The following is a 16,500-nucleotide window of genomic DNA, read 5'->3' on the forward strand; positions in this document are numbered from 1 at the left end:
GCCATGAGCGTGGTGATTGCACGCCGGTTACAGCAAAAAGCCACCGAGCCTCAGCCGGTTGCCGAAAGCAGCGGAAAACCGAACACGCATAAAAAGCTGCCGATCCGCGGGGCCGACGGTATTTTGCTGACCTTTGCCAAGTGCTGCCGACCTATTCCGGGTGATCCCATCATTGCCCATGTCAGCCCCGGTAAAGGCTTGGTTATCCACCATGAATCTTGTCGGAATATTCGCGGCTACCAAAAAGAGCCGGAAAAATTCATGGCTGTAGAGTGGGATAAAACCGTTCTCGAGCAGGAATTTATCACCGAAATTAAAGTCGAGATGGTGAACCATCACGGTGCACTGGCTGATTTAACCGCCGTTATCGCCACGGCCGAAGCCAATATTTACAACCTGACTACCGAAGAGCGTGATGGCCGGTTGTACAATATTTTCATTCGCCTAAGCGCCCGTGATCGGGTACATCTGGCCAATATTATGCGTAAAATTCGTGTGATGCCGGATGTGATAAAGGTCAGCCGTAACCGTAACTGATGGGAATTTCGCAGCTTGATAGTCAGCCATTAACGGCACTGTCCGGAGTCGGCAGCAGTATTGCCGCACGCTTAAACAAACTCGGTTTGCATAGCGTGCAAGATTTGCTGTTTCATCTGCCGCTGCGTTACGAAGATCGTACCCGCATCACCCCGATTGCCCAGTTGTTACCGCGTTTACACGCCAGCGCCGAGGGTTCGGTGCTGCGCACCGAGATCAGCGCGGGCCGTCGGCGGATGCTAACTTGCCGCATCAGTGACGGTACCGGCACACTCACACTGCGCTTTTTTCACTTTACGGCGGCCATGAAAAATGGTCTGACGGAAGGAAAGCGCATCAAGGTGTTCGGTGAGGTCAAACCCGGTGTTAACGGGCCGGAGATCATTCACCCTGAGTACCGCGCCATCGGGCAGCACGATCCGGCAGTCACCGAAGAGACGCTCACACCGGTCTACCCAACCACCGAAGGCTTAAAGCAGGCCAGCCTGCGTAAACTGACTGATCAGGCACTGGCTATGCTCGATAAGCTGGCTATTCCTGAGCTGCTTCCTTCGCAGCTCAATCATCGCCAGATCAGCATCCAACAAGCTTTACACTTGCTGCACCGCCCCACACCGGATATTGCACTGAGCGAGCTTGAGCAGGGTAAACATCCGGCACAACAACGGCTGATTTTAGAAGAGTTGCTGGCGCACAACCTCAGTATGCTGCACGCCCGCACCTGCGCACAGGCGCATCCGGCTTACGCATTGCCCGAAATATTGCCACGCCATCAGGAAGTGCCGCTCAAACCGGCATTCTTGCAAGCTCTGCCCTTTTCACCTACCGGTGCACAGCAGCGGGTCGTTAGTGAGATTGAATCTGATCTGGCCAACCCATTTCCGATGATGCGGCTGGTACAAGGTGATGTAGGTTCCGGTAAAACATTGGTCGCAGCACTGGCAGCCCTACGTGCCATCAGCCACGGCAAACAGGTGGCGCTAATGGCCCCAACCGAGCTGCTGGCCGAACAGCATGCCAACACCTTTCGCCAGTGGTTTACTCCGCTTGGCATTCAGGTCGGCTGGCTGGCTGGAAAACAAAAAGGCAAAGCACGCGCTGCACAAGAACAAGCTATTGCATCGGGTGAAGTGGCGATGATTATCGGCACCCACGCCCTATTCCAGCAAAACGTTATCTTCTCTGATCTGGCACTGATCATTATTGATGAGCAGCACCGCTTTGGCGTGCACCAACGGCTCACATTGCGGGAAAAGGGCAGTACCCACGGCTACTCTCCGCACCAACTGATCATGACAGCAACCCCCATTCCACGCACGCTGGCGATGACCGCCTACGCCGATCTAGATACCTCAGTGATCGATGAGCTGCCGCCCGGCCGCACACCCGTGACGACCGTTGCGATCCCCGATTCGCGGCGAGCAGATATCATTCGCCGCGTTAACGAAGCCTGCCACACTGAGCAGCGGCAAGCATACTGGGTCTGCACCCTGATTGATGAATCAGAGGTGCTCGAAGCACAGGCAGCAGAAGAGACAGCCGCTGACCTGCGCTTGCAACTGCCGCACCTGAATATCGGTCTGGTACACGGGCGAATGAAAGCCACAGAGAAACAGGCAGTGATGGCAGAGTTTAAAGCCGGCGCACTCAACTTACTGGTCGCCACTACCGTGATCGAAGTGGGGGTAGATGTGCCCAATGCCAGCCTGATGATTATCGAAAACCCCGAGCGTCTAGGCTTGGCACAGTTGCATCAGTTACGTGGACGAGTTGGCCGAGGCGCTATCGCCTCACACTGTGTGCTGCTGTATAAAACCCCGCTGAGTAAAACCGCCCAGCAGCGGCTCTCGGTACTGCGCGACAGCAACGATGGCTTTATTATCGCCCAGCGCGATCTGGATATTCGTGGGCCGGGTGAACTGCTTGGCACCAAACAGACCGGCATGATGAGCTTTCGAATTGCCGATCTGTTGCGCGATCAACATCTAATCCCCGATATACAAAAACTGGCGCGCTACCTGCACCAGCACTATCCGCAGCACAGTCAGGCAATCATTGATCGTTGGTTAGCACACAGTACTGACTACTCCAACGCCTGATTCTCCCGCGTTATTCCGCTTTTATAATCCTATTCTCTAACCGATAATCTCGCCAAGATCACAGGCAAACGTTTGCTTTTTGTGGTGATCACGTTAAAATGCGCGCCATATCTAGCCATACCCGCGTTAATGCACTAACCACAATCAATCATTGTGGACTTCATACATCACACTGTTTTCTCACTTTTATGATCACTGGAATCTAGCATGAGCTCACAAGCTATCGAACCGGAACACATCGATACCACTCCTGCACCTGCCACCCGACATAACCCCGATCTGGTTTATCGTCTCGATGATCGCCCGCCGTTGCCACAAACCCTGTTTGCGGCCGGTCAGCACTTACTGGCGATGTTTGTGGCCGTTATCACGCCACCCTTGCTGATTTGTCAGGCCCTTGGCCTGCCAGTCGCCGATACCCAGCGCATCATCAGCATGTCACTGTTTGTTTCAGGCCTCGCCTCTTTTCTGACTATTCGCACGGTCGGGCCAATGGGTTCAGGTTTACTCTCAATTCAAGGCACCAGTTTCAATTTTCTCGGCCCCATTATTGCCGGAGGGCTGGCCTTAAAACAGGGTGGCGCAGATGTGCCAACCATGATGGCGGCGCTATTTGGCACCATCATTCTGGCCTCATTCAGTGAGGTGCTGTTATCGCGGATTTTGCATCTGGCGCAAAAAGTGATTACCCCACTGGTCTCGGGCATTGTCGTGACCTTAATTGGCCTGACGCTGATTCAAGTGGGTTTAGTCTCGATTGGCGGCGGTTTTGGCGCGCTCAGTGATGGCAGTTTTGGTAGCCCGAAAAATCTGCTGCTGGCCGGTGTAGTTATCGGGCTGATTGTACTGCTTAACCGCCAGCGTAACCCCTATTTACGGGTTGCTTCACTGGTGATTGCCATGGGTGCCGGTTATCTGGTGGCATGGGCATTGAACATGCTACCGAGTGTTCCGCACGATGCGCCATTACTGATGCTGCCAACGCCACTCTACTATGGTCTGAGCGTTGATTGGAGCTTACTGCTGCCGCTGGTACTGGTATTTTTAGTCACCTCGCTCGAAGCGATTGGTGATATTACCGCCACCTCTGAGGTCTCTGAGCAGCCGGTCAGCGGGCCGGTATATATCCGCCGCATCAAAGGCGGCGTGCTAGCTGATGGTGTTAACTCAGCACTGGCCGGCGTTTTCAATAGTTTCCCTAACTCAACCTTTAGCCAGAACAACGGCGTGATCCAGATGACCGGCGTTGCCAGCCGCTATGTCGGTTATGCAGTAGCCGCAATGCTGGCGCTACTTGGCCTATTTCCTTCAATCGCCAACTGGGTACTGAGCATTCCCGAACCGGTACTGGGCGGCGCAACCATTGTGATGTTTGGTTCCATTGCTGCCGCCGGTGTGCGAATTATCGCGCGTGAGCAGCTCGACCGCCGTGCCGTACTGATTATTGCCATTTCACTGGCCATGGGATTAGGCGTGGCCCAACAGCCACAAATACTGCAATTTGCCCCTGACTGGCTGCGCTCGGTGCTCTCATCTGGCCTTGCGGCTGGCGGCTTTACCGCCATTGCGCTGAATTTAATTCTGCCGCAAGAGTTACCTGAAGAGGGTTCAATCAAGCAGCCTCAGACAGTAAAAAGCACTCTCACTGCTCGCTCAACAGAGCAGTAACATGAATCGATAACGTGAATCAGTAAAATCGTTCAGCAACACAACGTAGTTACCTTTTCCCTGTGCTTACCACGATTGACTCACCGCCTTTAACGGTGAGTCAATCAACTTTAGTGCGATTTGCGCACATCCCGCATAACCGATAACAACATGCAACAAGGCTAGTAACTCTCGGCAGAAACAGGCAGACTGTTGATAAAATCAGCATACCTGACTTATGGAAGAGCCATGCACCTAACAAGGTGCACTCACGGAGGATCTATGTCCGATAATTTCACCCTACTCAACCAAATACTCAAAGAGCGCGCGCCGGAAGAGCTCCTGTTTTTGTCTGATCTGCTGCTCAAGCAAGACTTGCTACACCTAGCGATCCGCTGCCTTGAGCACGTACACCAGCAATCAGGCGCATCACCGCAGCTCAATATACGTCTGGCACGTGCCTACGCACAGGCAGGCATGTCGTCACTCAACCGGCATCCGGCGGAGCTGAGCACGCAGTAATGAGTAATGGCTCACCACAGCCAACAACAGAACAGCAATAAAAAGCAAACACGGAAGAGTAGACAGAAAGCGCGCCTGTTATCAGCAGGTGCATAACCCTTGGCTTATCATCAATTACCCATTATGAAGATACTGACAAAATTTCTGGCCACACTGTTGATCCTGTTTCTGCTGGTCATCATATTGGCATATGCACTGCTGCAAACGCCGCTGGGTGCCGAACGGGTCAGCCGCTGGATTTCAGCGTACACACCGTACCAGCTCTCACTGACCGGCATTCAGCACAGCCCGCTGTCACCGCGCCAAATTCGCCTGACAGAGGTACGTTTAGCCCAGCAAGGCACACCACTGCTCGATGCTAGGCAGGTCACGCTTACCCTTAATTTACGCACTTTGCTGCACCCGCTACACTGGCAAAAAATCCTGCTACAAGAGGGTGAACTGCGGCTGCCCGCGCTACTAAAACCGGCAAGTGGTCCATTTTTGTACGCTCAACAACTTCAGCTCGACAACATGGCTATCAGCAGCCGAGTGGCCGATATACCGCTGACAGCCCATCCGGTTAACGGTGGTATCACCCCGTTTAACCCAGATCAGCAGAGCTTTTTGGGGGAAAATGCCCGCTTTGAGCTCTCATCCCCCCAATTTGATCTGGGCGAACTGACCCTGAACAACCTCTTTTTACAAGGCCGCTGGCAACAGGGAAAACTGAGCATTGATGATTTTGGTGCCGATACACTACAAGGGCAAATTACCGCGGCCGCCGAGCGCAGCACACAAGGGGCATGGACGATCAATGCGCTGCGCCTGACCCGCTTGCGCCTACAAGATAACCGTCTACCTGCGCTACTAAGCCGCTACTGGCAAATCTTGCCCCCTCTTACCCTGCAACGGGCCGATATTGTCGGCGCGCGGGTTGAAGGCAATGACTGGTCAGTCAACGACCTTGATCTTAGCCTCAACAACCTGCAAATCGGCCAAGGCACATGGTCATCACACGATGGCCAACTGAGCATGAACGCACTTGATCTGGTGCGCGGCGATCTACACCTGCGTGAACCGGCACTGCGCCTCAGTTTTACCGCCGACGGCATCACCATTGATGACTTTAGTACCCGCTTTGAAAACGGCCTGATTAACGGCTACGGCAGTTGGCGTGCGGCCGATCAAACACTACAGTGGGATCAACTTGGCATTAGCGGCATTGAGTACAGTATTCCGGCGACATGGGCACAGTGGCTAACCCACCCGCTACCTGCCGTATTCAGCCAAATTAACGTATTAAAGCTAGAGCTAAACAACAACTTATTGGTGGATATAAACCCGCTGCGGCCTTTTCAGTTCACCGCGCTTAACGCCAATGGCAGCAACCTACAGCTAGCACAGCAACAGCACTGGGGATTATGGCGTGGCAGCTTACGCGCCAGTGCCCGTGCAGCAACGGTCAATAAAGTGGATATGCGCAATGTCGCCGTTGATCTGCAAGCCGATAATGGCGCAGTGACCTTACGTGATTTCAGTGCATTTACCGGAAAGGGGTTACTTGAAGGAAGTGGCACACTGCTGCAACGTGATAAGTGGCCTGCCAGCCTGCAACTGAGTGGCCAGCAGATAGCACTCGACAGCCTGCAACAGTGGGGCTGGCAAACCCTGCCACTGCGCGGGGTCGGCAACCTGAACCTCAATCTGCAAGCCAATCTACTCACGGCTGATAACGTGCGGCAATCACTCAGCGGAGAGCTGCAACTGACCACCGATCAGGCACTGTTGCGCGGGATTAATGCCCCAAGCCTGTGGTCACAAGCTCAACGCTCACCGATGCCCGATCAGTGGATTGCACAATCCACGCTTGAGGGGCAACAAACCCTGCTGAAAAATCTGCAACTGCACCTACGAGCAGAAAAAGGGCAGATATGGGTACAAAATGCAGCCTTTAGCGGCGATCAACTGCAAGGGAAGATCAGCGGCAGTTATTCGTTGGCACCGCCACCGCTCAGCCCCACTGCCGAACCGAACCGTCTGCAACTGCAACTCGATAACCGTATCAACTGCCAGCGGCTTACCCGTATCTGGCATACCCCACTAACCCGCATCGAAACATCAGCACAAAATGCGGTTAATGGCTCTGATACAACAGCAGATAACGAGTACTATCAAAGCAGCAGCTCAGTCAGCGGAGTGCCCGAGTGTGTACCGGCTGGCAGCACCATATAAGTCCCGACAAACACCGCGCCTTGCGACTCATCGGTCAACAGGCGCACCTTCATCTGCACGCGGGCTTTGCGTCCGCGTGCCAGACGATCCAGATCGCCACCTAAATCATTCAGATCCGCCACCGCCCGCGGACGGTTACGCACCGCCTGCGGATAACGGATATGCGCATCCACCAGAATAATCTCTCCACCCAGATTACGCTCACGCAGCAGCAGCCAAATTAGCCCCCAACCGGTTAGCGTTGCCAGTGAAAACAGACTGCCAGCAAACACCGAGTCATGCGGATTCAAATTGGCATTCAGCGGCAACGTTGTTTCAAAACGCTGTCCGGTGTACTGCACAATCTTTACCCCCATTTTTTCACTGATCGGAATGGACTGATACCACGCCTGCTGTAACTGCTGACACCAGTCCGGCCGGTGTAAAATGGCATCCATATCCGGCAGCGGTTTTATCATCAAAAAGTGCCGTACCGGGGTGGTCAGCCCCGCTTGGATCTCACCTTGATTCTGATAGCCCAGCTGAGTAAAAAAAGGCACCGCCTCCTCACGGGCGCTGCACACCACCCGTTTTGCCCCCTCTTGGCGGGCAACCGACTCTAGCGCCATCGCCACCAGCGTACCCAACCCGCGCCCGCGTAAATTTGCATCAACGGCCATAAAGCGGATCGCTGCCTCATCATCGGCATTGATATAGACCCGCCCAATCGCGACCGGATTATCCTGATCATCCACCACCATCTGATGATGTGCGCAGGCATCATAGCCATCGCGCTCTGATCCTACCGGCTGGCGTAACGGCTCGCGCAGCATCTGCCAGCGAAAATGGTAATAGCGCTGCAACGCCTCTTCAGTCAGCGGAGTACTTAAGCGATACATCCTTGTCGCCCTCTTTACAATAGAGAAACCATCTGCCGGATATCGGCTACACCTGCAACCAGAACGTCACCGGTCCATCATTTTGCAAGCTCACCTGCATATCAGCGGCAAACTGCCCCTGTGCCGTATTGATTTTTTCACGGCAACAGGCACTGAAATAGTCGTACAACGCCTCCGCCTGTTGTGGCGAAGCCGCTGATGAAAAGCTCGGGCGCATCCCTTTTTGGGTATCGGCTGCCAGCGTAAATTGGGAAACCACCAACACACTGCCACCGGCCTGCTGCACATTCAGGTTCATCTTGCCATCGGCATCATCAAAAATGCGATAACCCAACACCCGATCAACCAGACGACGCGCTTTCGCCTCATCATCCTCTTTTTCCACACCCAGCAAAATCAGCAGCCCGTGACCAATCTCCCCGACCACTTGCCCGTCAACCTCGACCCGTGCTTCACGCACACGCTGAATCAATCCAATCATCCTAATCACTCTCTTTTTCTAAAAGACCCAAATCGGCAACTACAGCGGGTACGCCTCCGTTAGCTCAAGCAGCGCCCGAATCAACCCGTCGGTGATCCCCGGCTCCATACTGCTGTGACCAGCATTCGGCACCACCTGCAACGCCGCCTGCGGTAAGGCCTGACATAACTGCCACGCATTCTCAAAGGGGCAGATCATATCGTAACGGCCATGCACAATACGCACCGGTATCGCCTGCAATACTGCCGCATTCTGCACAATAAAATTCTCAGGCAAGCGTGTCGCCGCACGAAAATAGTGGCACTCCAACCGTGCCAGCGCGACCGCATGCTGCAAATTACTCATCTGCTCCCACACCGTCGGGTCTGGCAGCAACTGCATCAAATGCGCCTCCCACAACGCCCAGCTTTTTGCTGCGGCACTGCGCTCTAACTCATTATCCGAACTCAGACGTTGCCAGTAACCCTCCAACACCTGCTCACTATCGGTCACACCGCCAAGTGGCGCAATAAACTGCTGGTAATGCTCAGGAAAAACCAGACTGGCACCGCCCTGCGGGCTGTAGAGCCAATCAAAATCTTGTTGGCGGGAAAGGAAAATACCGCGCAGTACCATCGCACTGACACGCTGCGGGTGGGCAATCGCATACAATAAACTTAACGTACTACCCCATGACCCGCCAAACAGCATCCACTGCGATACATCGAGCGATTCACGGATCGCTTCCATATCATCAATCAGCGCCTGTGGATGATTATCCTGCAAACTGCCGTACGGCAATGAACGGCCACAACCGCGCTGATCAAATAAAATAATATGAAAACGGGCGGGATCAAAAAAACGCCGGCTCTGTTCACTGCACCCCGCACCGGGGCCACCGTGCACAAACAGCACCGGAATACCCTGCGGATTACCGGCCTGTTCAACATAAATTTGGTGTTCACCACGGCGAATGAAGCCGCTTGCAAACGGATGAATAGGTGGATACAAATGAAACATAACAACTCCCTATACCATGGAAAATACCATGGAGGCACCGTGAAGAACGCCGTGGTGAACACACTTTCAGTTACACGTTATCCGCCTCGGTTTGTGGATCTGAGTCTGAACCTGCCATCTGCTTTTGCATTTGCCATTCACCCAGCGTGGCCGTCACCTCAGCACCCAACAACACAATACACCAGCTCAGATAAACCCAAACAAATAAGATAGGGATCACCGCCAATGCACCGTAAATCAACTGATACGACGGGAAAAAGGCAATATACAACGTAAAGATTTTTTTACTCACCTCAAACAGCAATGCCGCAAACAACGCACCACTTAATGCATGCAACGTCGGCACCCGCTCAGTCGGTACCACACCGTACAACAACCAAAATGACAGCGCAGACAAGATCATCGGCAACAGCACCAACAGGTTATCCAGCACCCCGTTAATACCCGTATCTGTCAGCAATTTAAGCGATAACAGATACGAACTGGTCACTAAACTGGCCCCCGCCAACAGCGGGCCTAACGTCAAAATCATCCAATACACAGCAAATGACACCATCGCCGGACGGCGATGCTTACTACGCCAGATAGCATTTAACGCTTTATCTACCGCAGAAATCAGCAGTAAAGAGGTCACCACCAGCGCAATAATGCCCACTGCACTCATATTGCTAGAATTCGACACAAACTGATCGAGATAATTTTGTACCACATCACCGGTCGCCGGTACAAAATTACTGAATACAAAATGTTTTACCTGATCGGTGATCCCGACAAAGACCGGAAAAGCGGTAAACACCGAAAAAATCACCGTCACCAGTGGAACCAGTGAAAGCAGCGTCACATAGGCAAGATAACCGGCTGTGATCGTCAAACGGCTCTCACCACTGCGGCTTAATAATAGACGGAAAAAGCCCCGATTCTGCCACCAAGTGGTCGGCTGTAACCCTTTATACATCGCTCTTTTCCTCATCGGTTGCAATTTTATTTGTTATCGCATGCTGTCATCACATCATGCCATCACACCCTACCGTCAATCACATGCTTGACCGAGTTTTCTTTAGATAAAAAAAGAGGACACCCGTAGGCATCCTCTTTCTCATCACCCAAAACATAATAACTACATTTTAGGATGCAGAACACGCAATAACTAATCCGCAGGGATTACTTACGGTGTGCACGCTTACGGTCGTTTTCGGTCAGGTGTTTCTTACGAATACGAACGCTTTGTGGCGTTACTTCTACCAGTTCGTCATCATCGATGAATTCCAGAGCTTGCTCCAGTGTCATCTTGATAGGGCTAACCAGTGTTGTTGCTTCGTCTGTACCAGAAGCACGCATGTTAGTCAGCTTCTTACCTTGCAGACAGTTTACAGTCAGGTCATTAGAACGGCTGTGAATACCGATGATTTGACCTTCGTAAACTTCAGTACCGTGACCCAAGAACAGGCGACCACGATCTTGCAGGCTGTACAGTGCGTAAGCCAGTGCTTTACCGGTACCGTTAGAGATCAGAACACCGTTGATGCGCTGACCGATTTCGCCCGGACGCACGTCATCATAGTGGCTGAAGCTGGAGTACAGCAGGCCAGTACCAGAAGTCATGGTCATGAAGTCGGTACGGAAACCGATCAGGCCACGGCTAGGGATGATGTAATCCAAACGGATACGGCCCTTGCCATCAGGGATCATGTCGCGCATTTCACCCTTACGCAGACCCATCGCTTCCATCACAGAACCTTGGTTCTGCTCTTCGATGTCCAGAGTCACTTGCTCGAATGGCTCTTGTTTACGGCCATCGATATCACGGAAAATTACTTTCGGACGGGATACCGCCAGCTCGTAACCTTCACGACGCATGTTTTCGATCAGAACAGACAGGTGCAATTCACCACGGCCTGATACACGGAATGCATCTGGATCTTCAGTCTCTTCAACACGCAGTGCAACGTTGTGTACCAGCTCTTTGCGCAGACGGTCAAGGATCTGACGTGAAGTCACAAACTTACCTTCGCGGCCACAGAATGGCGAGGTGTTTACACAGAAGAACATGGTAACGGTAGGCTCATCAACTGTCAGTGCTGGCAGCGCTTCAACAGCAACTGGGTCACACAGAGTATCAGAGATATTCAGTTCGCCTAAGCCGGTGATAGCGATGATATCGCCCGCTTCACACACTTCAGCTTCGATACGTTGCAGACCCATGTGGCCCAGAACTTTACCGACTTTACCGTTACGACGGTTGCCTTCGCTATCAACGATAACGATCTGCTGGTTCGGCTTCACAGAACCACGCTTGATACGGCCGATACCGATAACACCAACATAGTTGTTGTAATCGAGCTGAGAGATTTGCATCTGGAAAGGTGCTTCCATCTCAACTTGTGGTGGCTGTACGTGCTTAACGATGGTTTCGAACAATGGCGTCATGTTGTCAGCCATTTCGTCAGTTTCCAGACCGGCGATACCGTTCAGTGCTGAAGCATAAACAATTGGGAAGTCCAGTTGTTCATCGGTCGCACCCAGGTTAACAAACAGGTCAAATACCTGATCAACAACCCAATCAGGGCGTGCGCCCGGACGGTCAACCTTGTTGATAACCACGATCGGACGCAAACCATAAGCAAACGCTTTTTGGGTTACGAAACGAGTTTGTGGCATCGGGCCGTCCATTGCATCTACCAGCAACAGTACGGAATCTACCATCGACATCACACGCTCTACTTCACCACCGAAGTCGGCGTGACCCGGGGTGTCAACGATGTTAATGCGGTATCCGTTCCACTCGATGGCGGTGTTTTTAGCCAGAATGGTAATTCCACGCTCTTTTTCCAGATCGTTGGAGTCCATTACACGTTCGGTCGCGTCATTACGCTCTCCGAGGGTGCCGGATTGTTGCAGTAGCTTATCAACCAGGGTGGTTTTACCGTGGTCAACGTGGGCAATGATGGCGATATTACGCAGATTCTCAATCACAGATGTGGTCTCTGGGGGTTAACAAATTAGCGGCTATTGTACACAGGTTGAGCAAAAGACTAAACCGATCACAGCAAAACATTGCTGGCAAGTTTACCTGCCTGCGGGCGTGAGCCACTTCACAAGGTACACAATTAAAGTGTGAACATTATTACAGAAGAATCGTAATTTTGCTGCCACATATCGATCTCAATATGATCTTTGCGGCATGCTGGACGAATTCTCTGCTTATTTTGCTGATGAATTATACAACCAACTTAATATAGAAGGATATTAATTCCTTTCTTGCACCAAAATAGTGCAATCATTCACCATGTTAGTGCATTAATGCAGGGTTGAACACCACAGTTTGACATGGCATGCTGCTATTTCACAGGGAATATCATGAACCATAAAAGTTGGCATGCTTCTCGCTTAGTAGATATCGAAGGCACGAAGCGGCCTAGGTTTCAGATATAAAGAGCAACAAATCAGGTATACATTAGCGCTACGCAACCAATACGAATTTGAATGCGAGCACTAAAAATCCACGACAACACCATGATTGCGACAACATCGGAGGTTACACCATGTCAGCTGAACACGTATTAGCACTGCTGCAAGAACACGAAGTGAAATTCGTTGACCTGCGCTTTACTGACACCAAGGGCAAGGAACAGCACGTATCAATTCCAGCACATCAAGTGAATGCTGACTTCTTTGAAGAAGGCAAAATGTTTGATGGCTCTTCTATTGAAGGCTGGAAAGGCATTAACGAATCAGACATGGTTCTGATGCCCGATCCGACTACCGCAGTTATGGATCCGTTCACTGATGACAGCACACTGATTGTCCGCTGCGACATCCTCGAACCGGGTACAATGCAAGGCTATGACCGCGATCCGCGCTCTATCTCTAAGCGTGCAGAGGATTTTCTGCGCTCTACCGGCATTGCTGACACGGTTCTGTTCGGGCCAGAGCCTGAATTCTTTGTGTTTGATGATGTGCGCTTTAGCACCGGTATTTCCGGCTCTTTCTTTAAGCTTGATGATATCGAAGCGGCATGGAATACCGGTACTGAGTACGAAGGCGGCAACAAAGGCCATCGTCCAGGAGTCAAAGGCGGTTACTTCCCAGTAGCACCGGTTGATTCATCACAAAACCTGCGCTCTGCCATGTGTTTGGTGATGGAAGAGATGGGTTTAGTGGTTGAAGCACACCACCACGAAGTGGCCACTGCAGGCCAAAACGAAGTGGCAACCCGCTTCAACACCATGACCATTAAAGCCGATGAAACCCAAATTTATAAGTATGTGGTTCACAACGTTGCGCATGCTTACAATAAAACCGCAACTTTCATGCCAAAACCGCTGTTCGGTGATAACGGTTCAGGCATGCACTGCCACCAGTCTCTGGCAAAAAATGGCGTAAACCTGTTCTCAGGTGATAAGTATGCTGGCCTGTCTGAAATGGCGCTGTACTACATCGGCGGTATCATCAAGCACGCGAAAGCTATCAACGCCTTTGCTAACCCAACCACCAACTCCTATAAGCGTTTGGTGCCAGGTTATGAAGCACCGGTCATGCTGGCTTACTCTGCCCGTAACCGTTCGGCCTCTATCCGTATTCCGGTGGTTGCCAGCCCGAAAGCGCGTCGTATTGAAGTGCGCTTCCCAGATCCAGCAGCTAACCCATACTTGGCATTTGCTGCCCAGCTGATGGCTGGTCTTGATGGCATCATCAACAAAATTCATCCTGGCGATGCCATGGATAAAAACCTGTACGATCTGCCACCAGAAGAAGCCGCTGAGATCCCAACTGTTGCCGGTTCACTGGAAGAGGCAATGCAAGCTCTGAACGAAAACCGCGAGTTCTTAACCCGTGGTGGCGTATTTACCGACGAATTTATCGATTCTTATATTGAGTTGAAACGCGCGGATATCGACCGTGTGCGCATGATGCCGCACCCAGTTGAGTTTGAAATGTACTACAGCGTTTAAGTTTTTCTTGCCGCTAAACTTACGTTTAGCCTATCGAAAAACAAAACACTGGCGGAAACTTCACCGCTCATGCGTGTAACAACTCATTTTGTTGCCGTGGAAACTTTCAGCCCGCCTCACAAGCGGGCTTTTTTACGCTTGCGGTGACTGATGGGAAGTGATGACACTATGTGGCTTAGCGCTTAACATAGTCACTTAGAGTAGTCACTCAGAGAGCTTAGATCACTTACATAGCTTAGATGATGGCTTAGGTAACTGAAGTTTAGGTTTAGCTTAGGCAATTTAATTTTAGGCGACTTAGCCGTTCCCCTGAGTACGGTAATCTACCCCCCTTTTTTTTGATTTGCGGAGAACTTGTCATGCGCCTGTTTTGTCTGACACTGCTGCTGTTAAGCGCACCGGTGCTGGCCAGTGAAGCCCGATTAATCTGTTCATGGACAGACGCTCGCGGCACTACGCACTTTAGCACCACCAAAACCAAAGGGGCGACCTGTAAAGAGATCTCGCCAAGTGCACCGATAAAGTATGACTCCGGCAAACTGCCGAGCGATAAACTGCCCAACCGAGCCTCGGTTGCCAGCAGCAGCGCAGCCAGTGTGCCGCGTACCCGCCCGCAGGCCGTCAGCAACTTAACCACCCAGATTGCCATTTTATCGCCGATTGACGAGCAAACTGTGCGCAATAACAGCGGTGATATTGATGTCACTGTGATGGTCGTGCCGAAATTAACCGAAAGCCAAACGGTACAACTGCTGCTTGATGGCAACCCGAGCGGCTCGCCAACCCGCAGTATCCAGCAACAGCTAAAAAATATTGACCGTGGATCACATCAGGTCAGCGCGCAACTGCTTGATAAAGGGCAAGTCGTGGCCACTGCTCCGGCGGTGACTGTCTATCTACACCGTGCCAGCGTACTCAACCGTGAAGCGCTGAATCCGCCGATTGCACCGAAATAATCACCTGTACAAGCACAGGTTTTACCCCCCTCAGGTGGGTTCATCACACCCGATAACCGTACGCACCTTTTTGGTGCAAAAGAGGTATCCGCCAGCAAGAAGGTGCGTGTACACTGGCACTATTTACGGTCGGATGCATCACGATAAGGCGAGGTATGCTGCACTATTCCCACCTGCTGCTGAATAACCTAAAAACCAGTGTCCTGCTGCTTGATGATGATTTAACCATTCAGTTTGCCAATCCAGCCGCCGAGCAACTGCTGGCCCACAGCACCCGTAAACTCAACGGTTTGCCACTGGCCTCACTGTTTAGCCATATTTCACTGGATTTGACGTTGATGCAGCACACGCTCGACAGCCAGCAAAGTTTTACCGACAACGAAGTGATGCTGGTAATTGACGGGCGTGCCCACACGCTGGCTCTGACTGCCCAACCGCTGATCACACCAGAAAGTTCGGCGATTTTAGTGGAACTGCAACCGCTCGATACTCACCGAAAAATTAGCCAAGAGCAGTTGCATCAGGCACAGCAAATTGCCGCGCGCGATTTGGTACGCGGGCTGGCGCACGAGATCAAAAACCCGCTGGGCGGATTGCGTGGAGCTGCACAACTGCTGGAAAAAGCGCTGCCCAACCCTGAACTCACTGAATATACCCAGATAATCATTGCACAGGCTGATCGGTTACGAAATTTGGTTGATCGGCTGCTCGGCCCACAACGGCCGGGCGTGCGAATGGAACAGAACCTGCATGTTGTACTTGAACGGGTGCGGCAGTTGGTTGAACTGGAAAAACCGGCACAAATTCGCGTGATCCGTGATTATGACCCTAGTCTGCCGGAGTTCGAACATGATGCCGAGCAGCTCGAACAGGCTATCTTAAATATTGTACGTAATGCATTGCAGGCGCTCGGCGAACAAGCGGGCAGCATTACTTTGCGTACCCGCACCGCGTTTCAGCAGATGCTGCACGGTGAGCGCTACCGGTTGGTGGTGCGGCTCGATATTATTGATACCGGATCAGGTATTCCGGCACATCTGCAAGATACCCTCTTTTATCCGATGGTCAGCGGGCGTGAGGGTGGGACTGGGTTAGGGCTATCTATTGCGCGCAATTTGATCGATCAGCATCAGGGTAAAATAGAGTGCAGCAGCTGGCCCGGACATACCGAATTCTCGGTGTATCTGCCGCTGCGCAAGTAATCGGTAAATTCAG

Annotated in this window: 13 protein-coding genes; 8 read left to right on the forward strand and 5 right to left on the reverse strand. The window is 52.0% G+C overall.

Features of this window, described 5'->3' with window-relative positions; translation table 11 throughout:
* From ACRC27_RS11220 to ACRC27_RS11240, 5 genes are all read left to right on the forward strand, one after another.
* Positions 1–537: ACT domain-containing protein (locus ACRC27_RS11220; protein ID WP_438639900.1), on the forward strand; the 537-nt coding region annotated here is incomplete at its 5' end.
* Positions 537–2,636 (forward strand): ATP-dependent DNA helicase RecG, encoded by a 2,100-nt coding sequence (recG, locus tag ACRC27_RS11225; RefSeq protein ID WP_438639901.1) that lies wholly within the window; start codon positions 537–539, stop codon positions 2,634–2,636. The genes ACRC27_RS11220 and recG, both read left to right, overlap by 1 nt.
* Positions 2,637–2,843: 207 nt before the next feature.
* On the forward strand, positions 2,844–4,304 hold the full coding sequence (locus ACRC27_RS11230) for a uracil-xanthine permease family protein (protein WP_438639902.1): 1,461 nt from the start codon (positions 2,844–2,846) through the stop codon (positions 4,302–4,304).
* Positions 4,305–4,565: 261 nt separating this feature from the next.
* Positions 4,566–4,805, forward strand: a complete 240-nt coding sequence (locus ACRC27_RS11235) for a hypothetical protein (RefSeq protein WP_438622655.1) — start codon at positions 4,566–4,568, stop codon at positions 4,803–4,805.
* Positions 4,806–4,928: 123 nt separating this feature from the next.
* Positions 4,929–7,019, forward strand: a complete 2,091-nt coding sequence (locus ACRC27_RS11240; RefSeq protein WP_438639903.1) for an AsmA family protein — start codon at positions 4,929–4,931, stop codon at positions 7,017–7,019.
* Here the strand turns inward: ACRC27_RS11240 and fabY are convergent.
* The 5 genes from fabY to typA form a co-directional block, all read right to left on the reverse strand.
* The gene (fabY, locus tag ACRC27_RS11245; protein ID WP_438622653.1) at positions 6,959–7,897 is read right to left on the reverse strand and encodes a fatty acid biosynthesis protein FabY; all 939 of its coding nucleotides are present in this window, start codon (positions 7,895–7,897) and stop codon (positions 6,959–6,961) included. The genes ACRC27_RS11240 and fabY overlap by 61 nt on opposite strands.
* Positions 7,898–7,943: 46 nt before the next feature.
* A complete protein-coding gene (gene dtd, locus ACRC27_RS11250; protein ID WP_438622652.1) occupies positions 7,944–8,378 on the reverse strand; it encodes a D-aminoacyl-tRNA deacylase in 435 nt (144 codons plus the stop codon).
* Positions 8,379–8,417: 39 nt separating this feature from the next.
* Positions 8,418–9,377 carry a prolyl aminopeptidase gene (gene pip, locus ACRC27_RS11255; protein WP_438639904.1) on the reverse strand — a complete coding sequence of 320 codons (960 nt, stop codon included), beginning with the start codon at positions 9,375–9,377 and terminating at the stop codon, positions 8,418–8,420.
* A gap of 70 nt (positions 9,378–9,447) precedes the next feature.
* Positions 9,448–10,332, reverse strand: coding sequence for a virulence factor BrkB family protein (locus tag ACRC27_RS11260; RefSeq protein WP_438622650.1), 885 nt, complete (start codon positions 10,330–10,332; stop codon positions 9,448–9,450).
* Between the two features lie 206 nt (positions 10,333–10,538).
* Positions 10,539–12,350: a translational GTPase TypA gene (gene typA / locus ACRC27_RS11265; protein ID WP_438639905.1), complete on the reverse strand. Its 1,812-nt coding sequence runs from the start codon at positions 12,348–12,350 to the stop codon at positions 10,539–10,541.
* A gap of 569 nt (positions 12,351–12,919) precedes the next feature.
* Here typA and glnA point away from each other — a divergent pair.
* The 3 genes from glnA to glnL all read left to right on the forward strand — a co-directional run bounded on the left by glnA (position 12,920) and on the right by glnL (position 16,487).
* On the forward strand, positions 12,920–14,329 hold the full coding sequence (glnA, locus tag ACRC27_RS11270; protein ID WP_438622648.1) for a glutamate--ammonia ligase: 1,410 nt from the start codon (positions 12,920–12,922) through the stop codon (positions 14,327–14,329).
* A 359-nt stretch (positions 14,330–14,688) separates the two neighbouring features.
* Complete coding sequence (locus ACRC27_RS11275) at positions 14,689–15,285, forward strand: hypothetical protein (RefSeq protein ID WP_438639906.1); 597 nt, start codon at positions 14,689–14,691, stop codon at positions 15,283–15,285.
* A gap of 143 nt (positions 15,286–15,428) precedes the next feature.
* A complete protein-coding gene (gene glnL, locus ACRC27_RS11280; protein ID WP_438622721.1) occupies positions 15,429–16,487 on the forward strand; it encodes a nitrogen regulation protein NR(II) in 1,059 nt (352 codons plus the stop codon).
* The last annotated feature ends 13 nt before the right edge of the window (positions 16,488–16,500 follow it).

Origin of the sequence: Plesiomonas sp. (assembly GCF_051650925.1) — a bacterium.
In the GTDB taxonomy this organism is placed as follows: domain Bacteria; phylum Pseudomonadota; class Gammaproteobacteria; order Enterobacterales; family CAMTGL01; genus Plesiomonas.